Annotated in this window: 14 protein-coding genes; 5 read left to right on the top strand and 9 right to left on the bottom strand. The window is 73.0% G+C overall.

What is annotated here, in order from left to right:
* Positions 1–27: 27 nt before the first annotated feature.
* Both RBJ77_RS11435 and RBJ77_RS11430 read left to right on the top strand, forming a co-directional pair.
* Complete coding sequence (locus RBJ77_RS11435; RefSeq protein ID WP_372344897.1) at positions 28–1,014, top strand: phosphatase PAP2 family protein; 987 nt, start codon at positions 28–30, stop codon at positions 1,012–1,014.
* Positions 1,011–1,925, top strand: coding sequence for a DMT family transporter (locus RBJ77_RS11430; protein WP_372344896.1), 915 nt, complete (start codon positions 1,011–1,013; stop codon positions 1,923–1,925). Before RBJ77_RS11435 ends, RBJ77_RS11430 begins: the two co-directional genes overlap by 4 nt.
* A gap of 384 nt (positions 1,926–2,309) precedes the next feature.
* Here the strand turns inward: RBJ77_RS11430 and RBJ77_RS11425 are convergent, their stop codons facing one another.
* Entirely contained in the window at positions 2,310–2,888 is a 579-nt protein-coding gene (locus RBJ77_RS11425; protein ID WP_372344895.1) for a TetR/AcrR family transcriptional regulator, read from the bottom strand.
* Between the two features lie 259 nt (positions 2,889–3,147).
* Between RBJ77_RS11425 and RBJ77_RS11420 the strand changes: the two genes are divergently transcribed.
* Positions 3,148–4,515, top strand: a complete 1,368-nt coding sequence (locus RBJ77_RS11420) for an MFS transporter (protein ID WP_372344937.1) — start codon at positions 3,148–3,150, stop codon at positions 4,513–4,515.
* Between the two features lie 68 nt (positions 4,516–4,583).
* On the opposite strand, the gene RBJ77_RS11415 is transcribed toward RBJ77_RS11420, so the two are convergent.
* The 6 genes from RBJ77_RS11415 to RBJ77_RS11390 form a co-directional block, all read right to left on the bottom strand.
* The gene (locus RBJ77_RS11415; protein WP_372344894.1) at positions 4,584–5,504 is read right to left on the bottom strand and encodes a phospholipid scramblase-related protein; all 921 of its coding nucleotides are present in this window, start codon (positions 5,502–5,504) and stop codon (positions 4,584–4,586) included.
* Positions 5,505–5,601: 97 nt separating this feature from the next.
* A complete protein-coding gene (locus RBJ77_RS11410; protein WP_372344893.1) occupies positions 5,602–7,656 on the bottom strand; it encodes a phosphocholine-specific phospholipase C in 2,055 nt (684 codons plus the stop codon).
* A gap of 700 nt (positions 7,657–8,356) precedes the next feature.
* Positions 8,357–9,817 (bottom strand): carboxylesterase/lipase family protein, encoded by a 1,461-nt coding sequence (locus tag RBJ77_RS11405; RefSeq protein ID WP_372344892.1) that lies wholly within the window; start codon positions 9,815–9,817, stop codon positions 8,357–8,359.
* Between the two features lie 32 nt (positions 9,818–9,849).
* Positions 9,850–10,845: an ATP-grasp ribosomal peptide maturase gene (gene tgmB / locus RBJ77_RS11400; protein ID WP_372344891.1), complete on the bottom strand. Its 996-nt coding sequence runs from the start codon at positions 10,843–10,845 to the stop codon at positions 9,850–9,852.
* Positions 10,846–10,859: 14 nt separating this feature from the next.
* The gene (gene tgmA, locus RBJ77_RS11395) at positions 10,860–11,051 is read right to left on the bottom strand and encodes a putative ATP-grasp-modified RiPP (RefSeq protein WP_255983191.1); all 192 of its coding nucleotides are present in this window, start codon (positions 11,049–11,051) and stop codon (positions 10,860–10,862) included.
* A gap of 246 nt (positions 11,052–11,297) precedes the next feature.
* The gene (locus tag RBJ77_RS11390; RefSeq protein WP_372344890.1) at positions 11,298–12,626 is read right to left on the bottom strand and encodes a 6-phospho-beta-glucosidase; all 1,329 of its coding nucleotides are present in this window, start codon (positions 12,624–12,626) and stop codon (positions 11,298–11,300) included.
* A gap of 59 nt (positions 12,627–12,685) precedes the next feature.
* Between RBJ77_RS11390 and RBJ77_RS11385 the strand changes: the two genes are divergently transcribed.
* Positions 12,686–13,510: a hypothetical protein gene (locus RBJ77_RS11385; protein WP_372344889.1), complete on the top strand. Its 825-nt coding sequence runs from the start codon at positions 12,686–12,688 to the stop codon at positions 13,508–13,510.
* An 81-nt stretch (positions 13,511–13,591) separates the two neighbouring features.
* Positions 13,592–14,917: an MFS transporter gene (locus RBJ77_RS11380; RefSeq protein ID WP_372344888.1), complete on the top strand. Its 1,326-nt coding sequence runs from the start codon at positions 13,592–13,594 to the stop codon at positions 14,915–14,917.
* 54 nt (positions 14,918–14,971) lie between these two features.
* Here RBJ77_RS11380 and RBJ77_RS11375 read toward each other — a convergent pair whose 3' ends face one another.
* Positions 14,972–15,817 carry a siderophore-interacting protein gene (locus tag RBJ77_RS11375; RefSeq protein WP_372344887.1) on the bottom strand — a complete coding sequence of 282 codons (846 nt, stop codon included), beginning with the start codon at positions 15,815–15,817 and terminating at the stop codon, positions 14,972–14,974.
* 9 nt (positions 15,818–15,826) lie between these two features.
* Positions 15,827–16,519: a DUF2470 domain-containing protein gene (locus tag RBJ77_RS11370; protein ID WP_372344886.1), complete on the bottom strand. Its 693-nt coding sequence runs from the start codon at positions 16,517–16,519 to the stop codon at positions 15,827–15,829.
* Between the last annotated feature and the right edge of the window lie 30 nt (positions 16,520–16,549).

Raw genomic sequence — 16,549 nt, 5'->3', positions numbered from 1 at the left:
CCAGTCGTCACGAAAAGGGGCCGGGGGATGAATTCCCTTACCGAGCCTGCCGAACCGGAGCCGGACGCATCCGTCGCCCGACCGCCCCTGGTCCGCGAGCTCCTGCTGGTCGTAGGACTCTTCCTCGTCTACAAGTTCGGCCGCCAGCTGGCCAACGGTCACGAGGCCGAGGCGTTCCACAACGCCGACCACGTGTGGAGCTTCGAGCGCGCCGTGCACCTGCCCGGCGAAGGAGCGGTCCAGGGCGTGCTGCTGCACAGCGACGCCCTGATCCACGTCGCGAACACCTACTACGCGACCGTGCACTTCCCCGCCACGCTCGCGTTCCTGGTCTTCCTGTACCTGCGCCGCCCCCGCCACTACGTGTGGACCCGGCGGGTGCTCGCCGCGCTGACGGCCGCGGCGCTCGTCCTGCACCTGTCGTTCCCGCTGGCGCCGCCCCGGATGCTGGACGCCGCGCACCTCGTCGACACGGCGCAGGTGTACGGGCCCTCGGTGTACGCGGCGAAGCCGGCCACCGACACGATGGCCAACCAGTTCGCGGCCATGCCCTCGCTGCACTTCGGCTGGGCGCTGATGGTCGCGATCGGCCTGATCGTCGCCACCCGGTCGCGGTGGCGGTGGCTGTGGCTGCTGCACCCGCTGCTGACGCTGCTGGTCGTCGTCGGCACGGCGAACCACTACTGGCTCGACGCGATCGTCGCGACGGCCCTGCTCGGCATCGCGCTCGCCGCGATCCGGATGCCGCTGACGGTGGGCGGGTCCGCCATCCGCCGCCATCTGCTGCCCGCGCCCGCCGAGCCGGTGGCGGCCGTCGCCGCGACGGCCCGGGGCGCTCTGCCGTCGGCGCCGTGGGTTCCGTCGGCCGCGTTCCGCACGCCCCCGGACGCGCTGTCCGCGTCCGACGTCCTGGCACGGATGCCGATCCGGATACCCGTCCAGGTGTCCCCCGAGCCCGGCTCCACGTCGGTCGCCACCGCGCCGCAGCTCGCCTCGACCGGGGCCCGCCGATGAGCGCCACGCTGCTCGCCGTCGCGCTGTCCCTCGTCTCCGCGGTGGCGTACGCCGCCGCGGCGGTGGCCCAGGAACGTCTCGCCGCCCGCACCGCCGGCGCCGGGGCGGGCCTGTGGCGGCTGCTCGGCACCGGGGCCTGGTGGTGGTCGGTCGGGCTCAACGCGTCGGCCGCACTGCTGCACGTCGCCGCGCTCAAGTACGGTCCGCTCACCCTGGTCCAGCCGCTCGGCGCGCTCACGCTCGTCGCCGCCGTGCCGCTCGGCGCCCGGATCGCCGGGCGGCGCGTCTCGTCCGGCGAGTGGCGGGGCACGGCGCTGACCCTGGCCGGGCTCGGCGCGATCCTGGTGACCGCGTCCGGACCCGCCCCCGACGACACGCTCGCGCTGCCCGAGGCGCTCGGGGTCGCGGGCGCGACGGCCGCGCTCATCGGCGTCCTGTCGCGGCGCGGCGCCAAGCCCGGACTGCGGCACGCCACCGCCTCCGGCGTCGCGTCGGGTGTGGCGTCCGCGCTCACCCAGACCGTCACCGTCGCCGCGACGGACCGGTCGGGGCCGCTGCTCTCCGTACAGGTGATCGTCGTGGCGCTGCTGGTCGCGGCGTTCGCGGCGGGCGGGCTGCTGCTGTCCCAGACGGCGTACCGGGGTGGGCTCGGCGCGCCGCTCGCGATGGTGACCCTCTCGAACCCGCTGGCCGCCGCGGTCATCGGCGTCTCACTGCTCGGCGAGCGGCTCCAGGGCGGGGTGGCGGGGCTGGTCCTCGCGGCGGGTGGCGCTGCGCTGGCCGGTCGGGGCGTGCTCCTGCTCACCCGTACGACGTCGGCTCCGCCGTCGGCGTCCCCCGCGGACGTGGTCCCACTCCCCGCGATCCCCACGCAACCGGACCCAGAACCGCTCGCCCTGCGGGCGTCCTGACGACCATCTCTGCGAGCGCACCACCGTCGTGGTCGCTCGCGCAGTTCCCCGCGCCCCTGACGGGCGCCTCGGCCACATCAAGCCCCTCCGGCGATTGAGGAGCGGGGACCGGGGCAGAGCCCCGGGGCGTCGCGCCGTTGCCGGTTGGCGGAACGGCGGCCCGTGCACCACCGTCGTGGTCGCTCGCGCAGTTCCCCGCGCCCCTGACGGGCGCCTCGGCCACATCAAGCCTCTCCGGCGATTGAGGAGCGGGGACCGGGGCAGAGCCCCGGGGCGTCGCGCCGTTGCCGGTTGCTGAATCGTCGCCCGGTGCACCACCGTCGTGGCTGCTCGCGCAGTTCCCCGCGCCCCTGAGAAGCAAGCTCGACCGCACCCACGCACCCGTCAACGGGCGCGGATGCCGTCCAGGGCGTAGCCGAGGACGCGGTCGCGTTGGGCCTCGTCCACGTAGGCCGCCGCCGTCACGCCGGACACCATGCGCAGCAGGTCGTCGAAGGAGAGGTCGGCGCGGGCCTCGCCGGCCTCGCGGGCGCGGCGCAGCAGAGGTTCGCCCGCGTCGAGCATGGCGCCGCGGCACGCCGTGAAGATCTCGGACTCGCCGCTGAGCGCCTCGCGGATGGCGCGCTTCGTAACCGTGTAGTCGACGAACCGGCGCAGCCACGCGACGAGCGCCTCCCACGGCTCCGCCGTCCCCGCCAGCTCGTCCGCGAGCCGGCACAGCGTGTCGACCTCCTCCGCGTAGACCGTCTCGAAGAGGACCTGGCGCGTCGGGAAGTTCCGGTACAGCGTGCCGATGCCGACCCCGGCCCGCCGGGCGATGTCCTCGAGCGATGCCTCGGCCCCCTTGTCCGCGAAGGCCGCCCGCGCCGCGGCCAGCAGCGCGTCGAAGTTGCGCCGGGCGTCCGCGCGGCGCGGGCGCTGCGCGAGGACGACACCTCCGACGCGCTCCCTGTCCGTGGTCATGCCTCTCCTCTACGCCCATGAGGTTGAACCGGAGGCACCCCTCCGGTATCGTTCCTTAAGTCGAGGGCACCCTCCACTTTAGCAAGGGTGCCTCTCCCTCCACCTGTCTCCACCCGACTCCGTCTGCCTTCATCCTTTCAGCCCGCGCAGCTCCGCGGGCCGCGGCCCCCTGCCGCCTTCCGCTCGGAAAGAAGCCGTCTTGAACCGGAACAACCGCCTCACCTTCGCGGTCCTCGCCACCGGTGCCGGTGTGTTCTCGATGATGCAGTCGCTGGTCGCACCGGCGCTGCCCACGATCCAGCACGCCCTGGACACCTCCCAGGCCACTTCCACCTGGGTGATGACCGCCTATCTGCTGTCCGCCTCCGTCTTCACGCCGATCCTGGGCCGGATCGGCGACCTCGTCGGCAAGAAGCGGACCATGGTCGCCGCGCTCACCGCCCTCACCGTGGGCTGTCTGCTCGCCGCGCTCGCCCCGAACATCACCGTCCTGATCGTCGCCCGCGTCGTCCAGGGCATCGGCGGCGCCCTCTTCCCGCTGTCGTTCGGGATCATCCGGGACGAGTTCCCGGCCCACCGCGTCAGCCCCAGCATCAGCAACCTGTCCGCCGTGATCGCCGCGGGCGGCGGCGTCGGCATCGTGGCGGCCGGACCGATCGTGGGCGCGCTCGACTACCGGTGGCTGTTCTGGCTGCCGTCCGCCGTCGTCGCCGTCACCGCGCTGATCGCCCTGCGCCACGTGCCCGAGTCCCCGCACCGCGGCACCGGGCAGGTCAACTGGACCGGCGCCGTCCTGCTGTCCGGCTGGCTCGTCGCCCTGCTCCTCCCCCTCAGCCAGGCCACGTCCTGGGGCTGGGGTTCGGCCAAGGTGACCGGACTGCTCGTCGCCGCCGTCGTCCTGTTCGGCGCCTGGGTCCTCGCCGAGGCGCGGGCCAAGAGCCCGCTGATCGACCTGCGCGTGATGCGGCTGCCCGCCGTGTGGACGACGAACACCGCCGCGCTGCTCTTCGGCGCCGGCATGTACGCGGTCTGGTCCTACCTGCCCGGCTTCGTGCAGACCCCGTCCGCGGCCGGGTACGGCTTCGGGTCGAGCGTGACCGGGGCCGGGCTGCTGATGCTCCCGATGCTCGTCGCCATGTTCCTGGCGGGCGTGGTCAGCGGCCGCCTCGAACCGGTCGTCGGCGCCAAGCCCCTGCTCACGACGGGCGCCGCGCTCGGCGCCGTGTCCTGCGCGATGCTCGCCCTGTGGCACGGACAGCAGTGGCAGATCGCCGTGGCCGCGGGGGTGTTCGGGCTCGGCATCGGGCTCGCCTTCGCCTCGATGGCCAACCTGATCGTGCAGAACGTACCGGCCGCCCAGACCGGCGCGGCCACCGGCATGAACGCCAACATACGCACCATCGGCGGCTCCATCGGCGCCGCCCTGATGACCAGCCTGGTCACCGGCAGCCTCCAGCCCTCGGGCCTGCCGTACGCCTCCGGCTACACGCACGGCTTCACGCTGCTGGCCTGCCTGTGCCTGGCTGCGGCGCTCGCCGCGCTCCTCGTACCGGCCGGCCGCCGCACCGCCCTGGTCGCCCGGGCCGCGTCGACGCCCGCGCCCCGGCGGGAGACCGCCGACCACTGACGGCCGGCGACAGCACGAAGGGGCGGGCCCGACGCCGGGCCCGCCCCTTCACGCGTGCGCCGTGCCGGTCACCCGAAGCCGCGCGAGTCCTGCTTCAGCGCGGTGTCCACCGTCAGGGCCGTCGCCACGACGAGGCTGAGCAGCGGCTCCGGCAGCTGGAAGTGGATCTGCAGCACGTAATTGTCCGCGGTCGTGAACATCGTCTTCGCGAGGCCCTCCCACGTCTTCGTGATGCGGGCGACCTCCTGGTCCGCGTGGTCGACGATCGCGAAGTTCCAGGCGCGCCAGTTCTCCGCCTTGATCGCGCCGATCTGCTGACCGTTCGCGTTCATCGCGAAGTTGATCTTGCCGATGGCGTTCTGCTGGACGATCTCACCGACCGGCGAGCCGTCCGGGCGCTCGACGAGCACCCGCGACTTGATGAACTTCGCGGGACGCGTCAGCACCAGCTGCGGCTGCCCGTAGGCGTCGCGGATCTCCAGCTTGTGGGTCATGAACTGGTCGACGCTGGAGACGAAGCGCAGCGCCTTCTTCAGGCCGCTCTGACCGATCTCGGTGACCGAACCCAGCTGGTTGCCCTGCTGGTCCATGACGCTGTACTCGTTCGTCAGCTCGATCAGCTTGGCCTTCTGGTTCACCACCAGGACCGGCTCGGTGAACAGCGTGCCGCCGCCCTGTCCGGTGGCCGCGACGCCGGCCTGCTGCTGGACCTGGCGCTGCACACGGGCCTGGTCGGCGTGCTGCTGGGCCTGCGCGGCGTACTGCTGCTGGGCGGGCTGCTGCTGCTGGCCGAACTGTCCCTGCGCGGCGTGCTGCGGCACGGGCTGGGGCTGCTGCGCCTGCGGCGGGACCTGGCCCGCGGCGGGCGCCTGGGCCTGACCCGCGTGGGTGTGCTCGGTCCACTGGGCACCGTCCCACCACCGCAGCGTCTGGGCGGCGCCCTGGGGGTCCGGGTACCAACCGGCAGGGGTGTTCGATTGCGTCGTCACCGGGGCACACTATCGCGAGGTCCCAGGAATGCATCCAGGCCACATGAATGTGATGTGCGCCCCTCCGGCCACACCGGTGGCCGGAGGGGCGCGGCGCTCACGCGGTCGCGATGCCCGGGTCGCTGACCCCGGCCTGACCGTTCTCCACGTGTCCGGCGAGGCGCCGCAGATATCCGGCGCTGCCGTCGAGGACGACCTTCAGGTCGTACCAGCGCTTGGTGGCCCGCAGGTCGACGGTCTGCTGGACCGTGGCGCCGGCCCGCACCGTGTACGTCTGCGGCGTCCCGCCGTAGGCGTTCGTGACGGTGAGGTGGGCGTCGGCGGTGCCCGGGTTGCGCAGGGTCAGCAGCAGGTTGCCGGTGGCGCCGTCGTGCCGCGCGGTGACCTCCGGCTCGGCCACCTTGTTGTTGCCCTTGAAGGCGCGCAGGAAGCCGTTCGGGCCGTGCGCGGTGAGGTCGTAACTCCCCGCCGAGTAGACCGAGTTCCAGCTGTCGGAGATCGACTTGGCGGCCTCCGCGGTGTACGTCCACGGGCCGTCGGTGCGGTTCTGGGAGCGGACCTGGAAGGCCGCGCCCGCCAGCTGGCCGCCGCTGAACGTCAGCTTGTACTTGCCCGTCGCCAGGTCCGCGGCGCCGTCGACGTAGGGCGCGTACGCGAGCGGGCGGCTGGGCCGGGAGCCCTTCTCCTGCTTGGGCAGCGCGCCCTGCGCGGGCGGTTTGGGGACGTAGCTGGAGTGCCGGTCGTGGTCGGGCGGGAGGTAGCCGGCGGTGTCCGGCAGGTCCGCCGGGTCGGTGACCTTGAGCGAGAAGTCGAAGGCCGAGGTGAGGTCACCGCAGATCGCGCGCCGCCACGGCGAGATGTTGGTCTCCTTCACCCCGAACCGCTTCTCCATGAACCGCAGGATCGAGGTGTGGTCGAAGGTCTCCGAGCAGACGTAGCCGCCGGTCGACCAGGGCGAGACGACGAGCATCGGCACGCGCTGCCCGAGACCGTACGGGCCCGCGGCGCGGCTGCCGCCCGGGTAGTAGTCGAGCTTGGTGTCGACCGTCGACAGGCCCTGGTTCGCCGAGGCGGGCGCGTACGGCGGCACGACGTGGTCGAAGTAGCCGTCGTTCTCGTCGTACGTGATGAACAGGGCCGTCCTGCTCCACACGTCGGGGTTCGAGGTGAGGGCGTCGAGGACCTGCGAGATGTACCAGGCACCGTAGTTGGCGGGCCAGTTGGGGTGCTCGGAGAACGCCTCGGGCGCCGCGATCCAGGAGATCTTCGGCAGCGTGCCCGCCTTCACGTCGGCCTTCAGGACGTCGAAGTACCCGTCCCCCGCCTTGGCGTTCGTGCCGGTGCGGGCCTTCTCGTAGAGGGCGTCGCCCGGCTTGGCGTTGCGGTAGGTGTTGAAGTACAGCAGCGAGTTGTCGCCGTAGTTGCCGCGGTACGCGTCGTCGATCCAGCCCCAGCCGCCCGCGGCGTCGAGGCCGTCGCCGACGTCCTGGTACACCTTCCACGAGACGCCCGCCTTCTCCAGGCGTTCGGCGTACGTGGTCCAGCCGTAGCCCGCTTCCTCGTTGCCCAGGACCGGTCCGCCGCCGGTGCCGTCGTTGCCGACGTACCCGGAGAGCATGTAGTAGCGGTTCGGGTCGGTCGCGCCGATGAACGAGCAGTGGTAGTCGTCGCAGACGGTGAACTTGTCGGCGAGCGCGTAGTGGAACGGGATGTCGCCGCGCGTCAGGTACGCCATCGTGCCGGTGCCCTTGGCGGGGATCCAGTTGTCGTACTTGCCGTTGTTGAAGGCGCTGTGCCCGCCGGCCCAGTCGTGGTCGAGCCCCGCGATGAACTGCATGCCGAGGTCGGCCGCGTCCGGGTGGTAGGGCAGCGTCTCCTTGCCGCCGCTCGTCTGGTTCCACACCGGCTTGCCGCTGGGCAGCGTCACCGGACGCGGGTCGCCGAAGCCGCGGACGCCCTTCATGGACCCGAAGTAGTGGTCGAAGGAACGGTTCTCCTGCATCAGCACGACGATGTGCTCGATGTCCTGGACGGTGCCGCTGCGCCGGGCCGCCGGGATCGCGGCGGCCCGGTCGATGGAGCCGGACAGGGCGGTGAACCCGGCCGTGGCCCCGGCGATCTGGAGGAAACGGCGCCGATTGAGTTCGGTCATGAGTGTGGGGGTCTCCTGTTGCTTCGGTGGTGGTCGGTCCACGAAGAGGGGCAACGGGAGTGTTCAAGACGAGCGGGGTTGAGGGAAAGGGGGCGGAAGTGACGGTCGCGCAAAATGTGCGCGACGGGGTGCCGCTGCCGCGGGGGCCAGGAGGGGGCTCGGGCAGCGCCGCCGGGTGGGGTGGGCGGCCGCCCGGGGCCTGGAGGAGCGGGCGCCCCATGTGCGTCCAGGGGCGGACGCCCCGGTGCGTGCAGGGACAGACGCCCAGGTGCGGACGCGCCGGTGCGTGCAGGGACAGACGCCCCGATGCGTGCAGGGACAGACGCCCAGGTGCGTCCAGGGACAGACGCCCAGATGTGTGCAGGGGCGGACACCCGGGACTTTGCAGGGGCGGACGCCCCGGTGCATGCAGGGGCGGATGCCCAGGTGCGTCCAGGGACGGACGCCCGGGACTCTGCAGGGACGGACGCCCAGGTGCATCCAGGAGCAGACACCCGGGCGTGTGCAGGAGCAGACGCCCGGGCGTGCGCGAGATCGGTGCTCGGGGTGCGGTGCAGCGGCGGTGCGGGGCCCGGGCGTGCGGCGGTGCCGGTGCTCGTGTGGGCTGTCGGCGGTGGGGCGTTGTGGTGTCGGGTCGGGCCCGGGCACGGGTCGGCCCCGACGTGAGCGGCACGGGAGTTCACCCGGCCCGGGCCGGAGGTCAGCGCCTGCCGTCCCACAGGGCTCGCTCGGCCGCCCGCGGATCGCTCTCCGTGCGGCACGCGCCCGCGTCGAAGACCCGGGTGGCCCGGTCGGCCGCCGGCTCGTACGCGGGCCAGCCCGGGTCGCCGGTCGTGGCGAAGGAGACCCAGGCGCCGTGCAGGGCGCGGGCCAGGTCGGCCGGGGCGTCCGCGCCCGTCATCGGGAGGTAGTCGGGGTCGCCGACGAGGTCGAAGACGAAGCCGAGTTCGAGGGCGTGGCAGGCCCCGAGCCGGCCGTCGAACTGCGGGGAGCGCCAGGCGAACTCGTAGACGTGGCTGCCCGGCACGGACTCGGCGAGACGGATCGCCGGGACGCGCCAGAACCAGTCGGTGACGATCGCGTCCAGGAGCTCGCCGGGGCTCGCGCCGGGCCGGTTCGCCCGGTATCCGGCGAGATCGGCGCCGTAGGCCCGGGCGCCCCGTTCGAGGCGCTCGTCCGTGATGGTGTCGAAGCGGCCGGTCGGCACCATGTACAGCCGGTTCTCCTCGCGGTTGGAGCCGACGAGGAGGTCGACGCCGAGGTCGGGCCCGGGCAGCCGACGGCCTTCGGCGACCGGCTCGAAGACCATGCCGTTGAGCGCCGCGTCGCCCCACACCGCCGGGTCGGGCCGCTTCGCGAAGTCGTTCCGCAGGTCCGCCTGCGCGGCGACGAGCGCGGGCAGCGGCACGGCGGCGAAGGCCTCGGCGGTGTGCGGGACGCCGAGCCGATCGGCCATCCGCTCGCCGATCCGGCGCGCCGTGTCCGGCCGCACGAAGTGGTGGCAGGCCCCGCTCTGCAGCACGGCCCGCCGGAACAGGCCACGGGCCCGCGGCTCCGCGAGCAGCTGCCCGATGCCCACGGCGCCGGCGGACTCGCCGAAGACCGTGACGCGGTCCGGGTCGCCGCCGAACGCCGCGATGTTGTCGCGCACCCACTCCAGGGCGGCGATCTGGTCGAGGAGTCCGCGGTTGTCGGGTGCGCCGGGCAGGTGCAGGAAACCGTCCGTGCCCAGGCGGTAGTTGACGCCGACGAGGACGACGCCGTCGCGGGCGAAGGAGTCGCCGCGGTAGCCGGAGGAGTTCGCCGAGCCGTTGGAGAAGGACCCGCCGTGCAGCCACACCATGACGGGCAGCCGGGCGCCGGGGCCCGGTTCGGGGGTCCACACGTTGAGGTTGAGACAGTCCTCGCCCGGCACGTCCGTCTCCGGGATGAGCGCGTCGAAGGGCGGTGTGTACGGGGCCTTGGGCGCGGTCGGACCGTAGGCGGTGGCGTCCCGCTCGCCGGTCCACGGCTCGGCGGGGGCGGGGGCGGCGAACCGGCGGGGCCCGAACGGCGGGGCGGCGTACGGCACTCCGAGGAACGCGCTGATCCCGTTCTCCGTACGGCCGCGCACGGCGCCCTGCCGGGTCGTGCACACGGGCGGTGTGGTGAGCGTGGTCATGACGGGAGCGTAGGCCCCACCGGTCCCACGGGTCAGGGGGCGGGGGACACGGCGACCCCCTCCTCGCCGTCCCCCGGGCCGGGCGGGCCGAACGGCTCTCCCGCGAGCCACTCGGCCACGGCCCGGCCGATGGGCTGCCCGGTCTCGATCTCCACGAAGCCGAACTGGCCCGACTGGTTGCACTCCAGGAACCACCACATGCCGTCCGCGTCCTCGGCGAAGTCGAAGGCGCCGTAGGCGAGTCCGGACCGGGTCAGATAGGCGTGCACCGCGTCGGCGATCCGGCGCGGCACGGGTACGGGGCGCCACGGGCCGGCGGCGCCGCTGAAGCGGACGTCGACGACCCGGTCCCCGGCATCGTTGTCGTCCGCCGCCCGCGCCGCGAACATCCGGTCGCCCACGCAGGTCAGCCGGATGTCCGCGGCCTTGCGGATCCTGCGCTGGAGCAGCGTCGGCCCGTGCGCGACGTCGCGGTAGTCCTCGCCGGGCCGCACCCGGGTGGTCGGCACGGCGAGTCCCTCGCCGCCGGGGTGCGCGCCGGACACCGGTTTGACGACCAGGTCGGGGTAGCGCTCGGCGAACTCCCGGGCCACGCGCGGGAACGTGGTGATCAGCGTGGCGGGCACGGGCAGCCCGCAGGTGCGTGCCAGCCACAGCTGCCACGGCTTGTGGCGGGCCTGGCGGGCGGCGTCCGGATGGTTCATCCACCGTGCGTCGGTGCAGCGCAGCATCCCGTACAGCGCCTGGGACGCCTCCTCGGTGAGCCACGGCGACGCGGCCCGGGCGCGGGCGGCCGGGGTCCCGGGCCTGCGCACCCAGATGGACCGCAGTCCGCCCATGCTGACGACGCGCCCGGCCACCGACAGATGGCCGTGGAACGTGCCGTGCGCGAACTCCCCCGACACCTCGACGCTGCCGGGCAGTTCGGCCGGGTCGAGCCGCAGGACGGGGATTCCGCGCGTGTTCAATTCGACGACCGCCAGGTCGGCGGTCACATCCTGTTCGGACGTCAGGATCAGGACTGTCATTTCCGCGCGGCCGCTCAGTCGTCGAAATGTGTTTTGGACCCTGCCGTGGACGTGGTGGCGGCGCATTCTCGCAACACTGCGTAGTCGCGCGCGGCCACTCCGCCGTCAGGCAGCAGATTCAACTGCAGCGCGGAGTCGTACGTGTACGGCGCGCTGACCTCTGCCTCTCGCACGGGGCGGGCATAGTTCAGGGCGAACGGTCGCATGAGTACTCCTAGTTGGGGGGCGCACCAAGTCAAGCGCATGGTGACTCTCCGGCGTCACACTCCTAGCGAATTTCTCAGATTCCCTCTGTAGGACGCGTCACACCTGCGGATGAGTTCATTCCGCCACGCTCCGTGATGACACAACGTCAGCAAGGGAAAAGGGGCGGCCCATTGGGCCGCCCCTGCCTATACCTCGCCTTTACGCGCCTTTACAGTTCCTCACACAGTCCTCCACACTCCGAACAGCTATGCGCCCAGGTACGCGAGTCCGGGGTGCGCCGCCACGTACCCGTCGAGGAGCCGGCGGGCCACGGTGACGGAGTCGACGAGCGGATGCAGGGCGAACGCCTTCACGGCGGAGGCCCGCGCTCCGGACTCCGCCGCCGCCAGCACCTCGCGCTCCACGGCCTTCACCGCGGTGACGAGACCGGTGGCGTGGTCCGGCAGCGGGTCGACCGCCACCGGGTGGGCCCCGTTGGCGTCCACCAGGCAGGGCACCTCGATGACGGCGTCCGCGTCGAGGGCCGCGAGGGCGCGCCGGTTGCGGACGTTGAGGATGAGCGTGGCGCGCTCGTCGCGGGCGATGGCCCGCATCAGGGCGAGGGCCACCTTCTCGTAGCCGCCGGACTCCTCCAGGTCGGCGGCGTCCCGCTCGCCCGCGCCGGACGCCTCGCGGTTGTGCGCCATGTACGTGGCCTCGCGCTCGGCGCGGGTGCGGTCCCAACTGGCGTAGGAGGGTGCGGAGTAGAACGCGGACTGCTGCTCGGCGAGGAACGCGCCGCGGGTCCGCTCGGCCTCCTGGTAGGCGCGGACGGTCTCGCGGTTGAAGTAGTAGTAGTGCAGGTACTCGTTCGGGATCGCGCCCAGCGAGCGGAGCCAGTCGGTGCCGAAGAGCCGGCCCTCCTCGAAGGAGCCGAGCAGCGTCTCGTCGGCGAGCAGGCGCGGCAGCTCGTCCCGCCCGGCCACCCGCAATCCTCGAAGCCAGCCGAGGTGGTTGAGGCCGACGTAGTCGATCCACGCGTCCGCCGGGTCGGCGCCGAGCACCCGGGCGACCCGGCGCCCGAGGCCGACCGGCGAGTCGCAGATCCCGATGACCCGGTCGCCCAGGTGCCGGGACATGGCCTCGGTGACCAGGCCCGCCGGATTGGTGAAGTTGATGACCCAGGCGTCGGGGGCCACCGCCTTGACCCGGCGCGCGATGTGCTCGGCGACCGGCACGGTCCGCAGCCCGTACGCGATGCCGCCCGCGCCGACCGTCTCCTGCCCGAGCACCCCCTCCGCGAGGGCGACCCGCTCGTCGGCCGCCCGTCCCGCGAGCCCGCCGACCCGGATCGCCGAGAACACGAAGTCGGCGCCGCGCAGGGCCTCGTCGAGATCGGTCGTGGAGCGCACGGCCGGCGCGTCCGGGACGTCGCCGGCCTGCTCCGCCAGCACCCCGGCGATCGCCTTCAGCCGGTCGGCGTCGGTGTCGTACAGGGTGACCTCGGTGACCCGGCCCGGAGCATGGTCGCCCAGCAGGGCCCCGTACACCAGGGGCACTCGAAATCCGCCACCGCCGAGAATCGTCAGCCTCATGGCCCGATCGTAGGGCAGCCTGGTCCCCGACCCGATCTTCGACCGGCGGAGGACCCCCCATGATGCGACGGACGAGACGCCCCCTCCTCACCCTCGCGGCCGCTCTCGGCGCGCTCACGCTCGGCGTGGGTACGGCGACGGCCGCACCGAGTTGGACCGAGAGCGGTACCGCGTACGTGAACTCACTGACCGGCGGCCAGGGGCTGGCGAGCCGCGCCGACGGTTCGCTGGTGTACCGGGGGCTCGCCTCGATCCCCCTCGACCTGCGGATAGCCGGCTGGTCGCACGTCGGCGACCCGGACGTGGCGGGCGGGTACACCTTCGACGCGTACCAGGGCGGTGACGCGGCGACGCGCAAGATGTACGCGGTGACGGCGCCCGACGGGAAGCGGACCACGTACGAACACGCTCTGGAGCAGGGTGAGTTGCTCAACAACTCGTTCGCGTCCGTGTCGCCCGACGGGCAGTGGCTGGTGTCCGGCGAGTGGGGCACCATGAACCGGCTGCAGGTGTTCCCGACACCCGTGCTCAACGCCTCGGCGCCCGGGCCCGGCGCGAACCTGCCGCAGGCCGGGCAGATCGGCCTCGACCGGCCGGTGGAGGACATCCAGGGCTGCGACTTCACCGACGCCACGCATCTGCTGTGCTCCTCGGACGGCGCCGCGAAGGAGGTGCTGGAGGTGGCGCTCGACCGGCCGCTCGACGGGAAGCCGGTCACGGGCCGGGTCACGAGCGTGTTCGCGGTCCCGCAACGCAGCGTCTGCACGGGCACGTTCGAGACCGAGGGCATCGACTACGACGCGGCGCGCGGCACCCTGCGGGTGGAGATCGTGCCGCCGTCCCCGTGCCTGGTGACGACCGCGGTGATCTCGTACAAGAGGTGAGGGCGGTCTCCTCCCGGAGGTGATGCGGCGGGCGTGACGGGTGAGGTGTGGGGTGCCGGGGTTCGGGGGATGGTCGCGGTCATGACAGATCGCACGTCCCCCTCCCCCGCCTCCCCGGGCTCCCCTGGCTCCCCGTCACCCCACACCTCGGTGGCCGCTCCCCCGCACCGCCCGGTCCGCCAGCTCCTCGCCGCCTCCGTCGGCAACGCCGTGGAGTGGTACGACTGGTACGCGTACACCTTCCTCGCCACGTACATCGCGGCCGAGGTCTTCCCGCGGAGCGCCGACAACTCGCTCGTCCCGCTGCTGTCCACCTTCGCCGTCTTCGCGGTCGGCTTCTTCATGCGGCCGGTGGGCGGGCTGCTGATGGGGGCGGTCGCCGACCGGCACGGCAGGCGTGCCGCGCTGACGGTGACCATCCTGCTGATGGGCGGCAGCAGTCTGCTGGTCGGACTCACCCCGACGTACGCCGCCGTGGGCGTGCTCGCGCCGGTGGTCCTGGTGCTGGCCCGGCTGCTCCAAGGGCTGTCCGTGGGCGGCGAGTTCGCGGCGTCGACGACGTTCCTCGTGGAGTCGGCCGGCCCGGGCCGGCGCGGTCTCTTCTCGTCCTTCCAGTACGTGTCGACGTCCATCGGCCAGCTGATCGCCTCGGGCGTGTCCGCGCTCCTGGTGAGCGTGCTCGGCGACGGGCAGATGGACGGGTGGGGGTGGCGCATACCGTTCCTCGCCGGTGCGCTGCTGAGCCTGGTCGGGTTCTGGATCCGGCAGGGCGCGCAGGAGACGCGGTCCGCGGACCACCACCGCCCCGGCCTCTTCGACGCGCTGCGCCAGTACCCCCGGCAGTCGCTCCTCATCGGCGGCATCACGGCGGGCGGCACACTCGCCTACTACACGTGGACGTCCTACCTGCCGACCTACGCGGAGCTGAACACCGGCATCGACAAGTCCGACGCGCTGCTCGTCGGCACCGTCTCGCTCGGCTTCTTCGCGCTGCTCCAGCCGGTCGGCGGGCTGCTCTCCGACCGGTTCGGACGCAAGCCGCTGCTGCTCTTCTTCGGGCTCGGGTTCGCCCTGCTGAGCGTGCCGCTGCTGCACTCGCTGTCCGGCTCGGTCCTCTCGTTGCTGCTCGTGCAGTGCGGCGGCATGGTGCTGCTGACGGGGTTCACGTCGATCTCCGCGGCGGTCAACGCGGAGGTGTTCCCGGCGCGGGTGCGGGCGGCCGGGATCGGGTTCCCGTACTCGCTGACGGTGGCGCTGTTCGGCGGCACGGCCCCGTACATGGGGACCCTCTTCAAGGAGATCGGGCACAGCGGGCTGTTCCCCTGGTACGTCGCCGCGCTCTGCCTCGTGTCGTCGGCCGTGTACCTGCGGCTCCCGGAGAGCGCCCACCGGGAGCTGGAGCGGTGAGCCCTTCCTGGGTGAGTCCTGGGTGAACCCTTCCTGAGAGAGCCCCTCCTGGTCCTAGTGGGAGCGGCCCGCCTTCCAGTAGCCGCAGAACGTGATGTGGTCCTTGGGTACGCCCTGTTCCACCCAGTGGCGGCGCAGTCCGGTGGCGAGGCCCGATTCGCCGACCACCCAGCCGTAGAACGGCCCGTCGGGCAGCGGCAGCCGGCGGGCCCGCTCCAGGGCGGCCGCGCCGGGGACGGCGGGACCCGTGGCACCGCGCTCGACCCAGACGACCTCGACGCCGGGCGGCGCCGTGAGGTCCTGGCGGTCCTCGGGCGTGGGGACCTCGGCGACGGCGGTGCCGGTGGTGTCGTCGGGCAGCGAGGCGAGCACGCCGGCGAGGGCGGGGAGGCCGGACTCGTCGGCGGCGAGGGCGACGCGGTGGACGCCGTCGGGCGGGTTGAAGCCGATGCCCTCGTCGACGAGGACGACGGCGTCGCCGGGCGCGCAGCCCTGCGCCCACGACGCGGCGGGGCCCGGCGCGGCCGCTTCGGCGTGGTCGTGCAGCACGAAGTCGACGTCCAGTTCGGGGCCTTCGGGTCCGTCGGGGCGGTGGGCGCGCACGGTGTAGTTGCGCAGGACGGGCCGGTCGCCCCTGGGGGCGGTGAGGAGTTTCAGGTAGCTGAGGGTCGTCAGGCGGTCGGGGACCCGGTCGAGGGAGTCGGCGGTGCCCCCCGGCGCGGGCAGGAAGAGCCGGAACCACTGGTCGTGGCCCATCGGGCGGAAGCGGTCGATGTCGCCGCCGCCGAGGGTGACCCGCATGAAGTGCGGCGAGAGGCGGGTGCGCCGCAGGACGTGCAGCCGCAGGGGCGCCGTCGTCTCGGGCTTGACCCGGGTGGTGGTGAGGTTTCCGCGCGACATGACGACTCCTCAGTGGTGGATGTGGGCGGGGTCGAGGAGTTCCTGGATGCGGTGGCCCACGTCGTGCGGGCCCCGCGCCTCGGTGAAGAACGGGACGCGCACGTCGTCGTGGCCCGCCGCGCGCTCCAGCCGCAGCACGAGGCCCTTGCGGTCGAGCCGTACGGGGCGGACCCGTTCGACGCCGGTGAGGCCGTCGGGGCCGTAGAGGTCGGCGAGCTGGACGAGGACGTCGGCGTGGCCGGTGTCGAGGTGGCCGAGGAGTTCCGGTTCGCGGGCGGTCAGCGGGTCGGGGGCCGCGGCGGCCAAGGCGGCCGCGTCGAGGGAGCGCACCGTGTCGTCGTCGGAGAACGCGGCGCGCGCGGGCCGGAAGACGAGGGTGCCGGGCCCCGCGGTGGTGAGGCGGCCGCTGAGGGTGAGGCGGGCCCTGACCCGGTCGCGCACGGCGACGGGGGCCACGTCGGTGAACTCCGCGTAGGCGGCGAGCCCGGAGCCGGGGGCGCCGGCGAGCTGTTCGGTGAGGTGTGGGTCGGCGGGGTCGAGCAGGACGAGCCGGGACGCGGCGTCGACGGCGTGCAGGGCGACGCAGTCGATCCGGTGGTCACCGACGGTCGTGGTGAGCGACAGGGAATCGGCGGCGGCGAGGACCGTCCGTGCGCGCTCGGCGTCGGTGGGCTCCGGGTGTGTGTCTGGGGCGGCGGCCATGCTCACTCCAACTCCTCCACTGCAAGATTA

It is taken from the genome of Streptomyces sp. KL116D (assembly GCF_030766975.1).
Classification (GTDB): domain Bacteria; phylum Actinomycetota; class Actinomycetes; order Streptomycetales; family Streptomycetaceae; genus Streptomyces; species Streptomyces longispororuber_A.
This window is presented reverse-complemented; position numbering and strand designations above follow the sequence as displayed.